Here is a 4043-nt window from a genome sequence, read left to right on the forward strand (position 1 = left end):
GACAAGGCCATCCAGAGTGGCGAATCCGGCCCTCAGGCGTTCGTCCCCTGCCGGTTGGATCGATGGCCTCCGCGACGGATGCGCCTCTCAGCCGATTCTCGAGGCCCGAAGCTCGGGGCTTTTGCCCGAGGCGTCCATCTGCGGGTCCAACACTCTGCTGAGGAGGCACACTTACGGAGCGATGGCGGTGGGAGACCTGTTTGGGCTCGGGGCTCCGGACACGGCTACCCAGACGGCGAGTGTACGTGCGCACGATCCGAGGGCCTGCTTCGTCGGCCCTGATCCAGGCGCCGGAGCTGGCATCAACCGCAGACCGGGCAGAGGCCGTGCGTTGCCGGCGCGGGATTATCCGGGGAGGCTGCCCACCCAGCGCAAACCGCTTGTCCAGGGAAGCCCTTCCGGCCACTGGCTCAGAGCGGATCAAGGGCCCCAGGCCTGGAGCGTCTCGACGACCTTACCCAGGAAGGCGTCTGCCACCGCACCGTCGAGGATGCGATGATCGAAGGTCAGCGTCAGATAGACCATGGGCCGGATAGCGATGCTGTCGGTGACGGCGCCCGAAGCCTCCCGGGTCTCGACGGCCACGACCCGTTTCTGTAGCGCCCCCACGCCCAAGATGCCGGCCTGCGGCTGGTTGATGATCGGGGTAGCGAACAGCGATCCGCTCACCCCGTGGTTGGTGATCGTGAACGTTCCTCCCTGGACTTCTTCAGGCTGCAGCTTTCGGCTGCGGGCGCGCCCCGCCAGGTCGCCCAAAGCCTGTGCCAGCCCGAGCAGGGACTTCTGCCCGGCATCTTTGATGACCGGCACGATCAGTCCTTGCTCGCCGAGCGAGACGGCAATCCCCAGATGGATCTGGCGGTGCAGCCGGATGCCCGGCTCGGTCCAGGAGGCGTTGACCATCGGAACGGCCCTCAGCGCCGAGACGCAGGCGGCGGCGAAATAGGCCGTGAACGTCAGGTTGACCCCTTCCCGGGCGAAGGCCTGGTGGTGGGCCTGGCGGTGGGCGACAACCCGGCGCATGTCGGCTTCCATGACCGTCGTCACGTGGGGGCTGGTCGCCTTTGAGCGCAGCATATGGTCGGCGATCGCCCGCCGCACCAGATCCAGCGGAATCACATCACCGGCGGTATGGCTGGGGGGGCTGGAGGCTACGGCCTCCCCGCCACCAAAGACCTCTTCCGTCGGCCGGAACAGCTCGCCCAGTGCCGGGGTCTCCCAGGGCGCCGCCGGGCGGGCATTCAGGTGGGCGAGCACGTCCTTCTTGGTGATCCGCCCCGATGCCCCCGTGCCCCGGATCTGCCGCAGGTCGAGGTTGTGCTCGCTCGCCATGCGGGCCACGACGGGCGAGATAAAGCCAAGCTCCGCCGCCTCGCCTGCTGCCGCTCTCGGGCTCGAGGCCCCACGGGTTGGCTCGGTGGCAGCTGCCGCGACAGCCGTCTCGGCCGGAGTCTCGGGTTCGGGAATTGTCTCGCCTGGCTGACCGATGACCGCCAAGAGCGTACCGGCCCGGACCGTCGTGCCTTCGGCCACGTACAGCTTGAGAACGCAGCCGCCAGCCGGGGCGGGGATCTCGGTGTCAACCTTGTCGGTGTTGACTTCAAGCAGGGCCTCGAATTCCTCGACGGTCTCGCCCTCGTTCTTCAGCCAACGCGTCACCGTCCCTTCGACAACCGACTCGCCGAGTTGCGGCATGATCACATTGGTCGGCATGCGTTACCTCTCCGCCGCTCCCCCTTCCAGGGGGAGGGCTGGGATGGGGGTGGGTCACGTCTTGGAGCCGCGCGCCCCCCATCTCTCCTCCCCCCTGCGGGGGGAGGAATCAGTACGCCGCCAGCTCGCGCAGGGCGGCGGCGATCTTGGCCGGATCCGGCATGAACCAATCCTGCATCGGATGGCTGAACGGCACGCCAGGGACATCCGGCGCTGCCAGGCGCCGCACCGGCGCATCGAGATCCGTGAAGGCTTCCTCTGCCAGGATAGCGGCGATCTCGGCACCGTATCCGCCTGTCAGGTTGTCCTCGTGCACGATGAGCGCCTTGCCGGTCTTGCGAACCGAGGCCAGGATGGCCGGGCGGTCTACCGGCGCCAGTGTGCGCAGATCCACCACCTCGACCTCGATCCCCTCGGCGGCCACCGCCGCCGCGGCCTGCAGGGCATAGTAGTGCATCATACCGTAGGCGAACAGGCTGACGTCCCGGCCGGGCCGTGAAACGCGGGCCGGACCGATCGGAACCAGGATCTCTTCGCCTTCGGCCACCTCGCCCTTGATCAGGCGGTAGCCCTTCTTGGGTTCAAGGAACAGGACCGGGTTCGGGTCGCGGACTGCCGATTTCAACAACCCCTTGGCGTCGTGGGGGTTGGACGGGACCACCACTTTCAGGCCCGGGACATGGGCGTAGAAGGCCTCGATCGATTGGGAATGGTACAGGCCTCCGCCGATCCCTCCGCCATAGGGCGCCCGGATGACCATCGGTGCCGTCCATTCGCCATTGGAACGGTAGCACAGGCGAGCGGCTTCACTGACGATCTGGTTGAACGCCGGGTGAATGAAGTCGGCGAACTGGATCTCGCAGATCGGCCGCATACCGTACAGCGCCGCCCCGATGCCGACCCCGATGATCGAGAGCTCGGCCAGCGGCGAGTCGATCACTCGATCCGGCCCGTACTTGTCGAAGAGGCCCAGCGTCGCCCGGAACACGCCGCCGCGCGCCCCGACGTCCTCGCCGACGATGAACACTCGCTCATCGCGCGCCAGCTCCTCGTCCATGGCCTGGCGCAGGGCCTCGATCAGCGTCATCTCAGCCATGGCGGACATCCTCGACAAAGACCGGAAAGGCTGCGTCGGCCGCCGGCGGGTACGGCGCCTCCAGGGCGAACTGGACGGCATTCTCCACGGACTCTTTGGCCTGCGCCTCCAAGGCTTCGGCCGCTGCGACAGTGAGCAGCTTGCGCTGGGCCAGCCGGTCGTGGAACATCCGCAGCGGATCCTCCGACTTCATCGCCTCGACTTCCTCTCGCGTGCGGTACGAACGATCATCGTCATCGGACGAATGCGGCGTCAGCCGGTGGACGCGCGCCTCCAGCAGGGTCGGCCCCTCCCCCCGGCGGGCACGGTCCGCGGCCTGATCCATGGCCGTATGCATGGCGATCGGATCCAGCCCATCGATCGAGGCCCCCGGCAGTCCGAGCCCAGCCGCCTTGTCGGCGGCGCTGGCCACCGCCATCTGTTTGTCCTGCCGGACCGAGATGGCATACACGTTGTTCTCGACCAGGAAGATCACGGGCAGCTTGTGCACCGCCGCCCAGTTCACGGCCTCGTACCACTCCCCCTGGGCGGTCGAGCCCTCCCCGATCGTGGTCAGAACCACCTGGTCCTTGCCGCTGAGCTTGATGGCCAGACCGATGCCGGAGGCGTGACAGGCCTGGGTGGCGACGGGCGAAGAGTGCGAGACGACATTGGCCGAGCGCAGGCTCCAATGGCTGGGCATCTGGCGGGCGCCGGAGGTCGGCTCGCCGGCCTTGCCCATCAGGCTGAGCATGAAGTCCCGGGGCGTCATCCCGAGGGCGAGCATCAGCGCCAGGTCGCGGTAGTAGGGCGCCACCCAATCATGCCCGCGACGTAGGGCAAAGGCGGCGCCGACCTGCGCCGCCTCCTGACCGATCCCTGAGATATGAAAGGCGATCTTGCCCTGGCGGTGAAGCACCCAGGCGCGTTCGTCCAGCCGGCGCGCCAGCAGCATGACCCGGTACATATCGAGCAGAACGTCGTTGGGCAAGGTCATCCGAGGACCTCTCTGTCGATCCGTCTGGGGCGTCGCAAACAGCGTCCCGGACCGCCTGCCGAGTTGAGCGGGGAACCGGACCCATCTTATCCGACTCGGCCAAGAAGTTCAAGGCAACAGGCGCTGACAGGCCACTGTCAGGCAGAGTTCGGGAAACCCACGCCACCTTGCAGTAGCCTTGCGGCTAGGTTGCGGAACAAGCCAGCTCGCCTGCCCGATGCGGAAAGCGATTCCGCACAGCCAGGAGGTCAACATGGA

General features: G+C 67.3%; 3 protein-coding genes. All 3 read right to left on the reverse strand.

The window, feature by feature from the left end:
• Positions 1-420: 420 nt before the first annotated feature.
• The 3 genes from MUO23_13395 to MUO23_13405 all read right to left on the reverse strand — a co-directional run bounded on the left by MUO23_13395 (position 421) and on the right by MUO23_13405 (position 3785).
• On the reverse strand, positions 421-1713 hold the full coding sequence (locus MUO23_13395; protein ID MCJ7513944.1) for a 2-oxo acid dehydrogenase subunit E2: 1293 nt from the start codon (positions 1711-1713) through the stop codon (positions 421-423).
• A 109-nt stretch (positions 1714-1822) separates the two neighbouring features.
• Positions 1823-2809 carry an alpha-ketoacid dehydrogenase subunit beta gene (locus MUO23_13400; protein ID MCJ7513945.1) on the reverse strand — a complete coding sequence of 329 codons (987 nt, stop codon included), beginning with the start codon at positions 2807-2809 and terminating at the stop codon, positions 1823-1825.
• Positions 2802-3785 (reverse strand): thiamine pyrophosphate-dependent dehydrogenase E1 component subunit alpha, encoded by a 984-nt coding sequence (locus tag MUO23_13405; protein ID MCJ7513946.1) that lies wholly within the window; start codon positions 3783-3785, stop codon positions 2802-2804. Before MUO23_13405 ends, MUO23_13400 begins: the two co-directional genes overlap by 8 nt.
• Positions 3786-4043: the final 258 nt, after the last annotated feature.

Source organism: Anaerolineales bacterium (assembly GCA_022866145.1).
In the GTDB taxonomy this organism is placed as follows: domain Bacteria; phylum Chloroflexota; class Anaerolineae; order Anaerolineales; family E44-bin32; genus PFL42.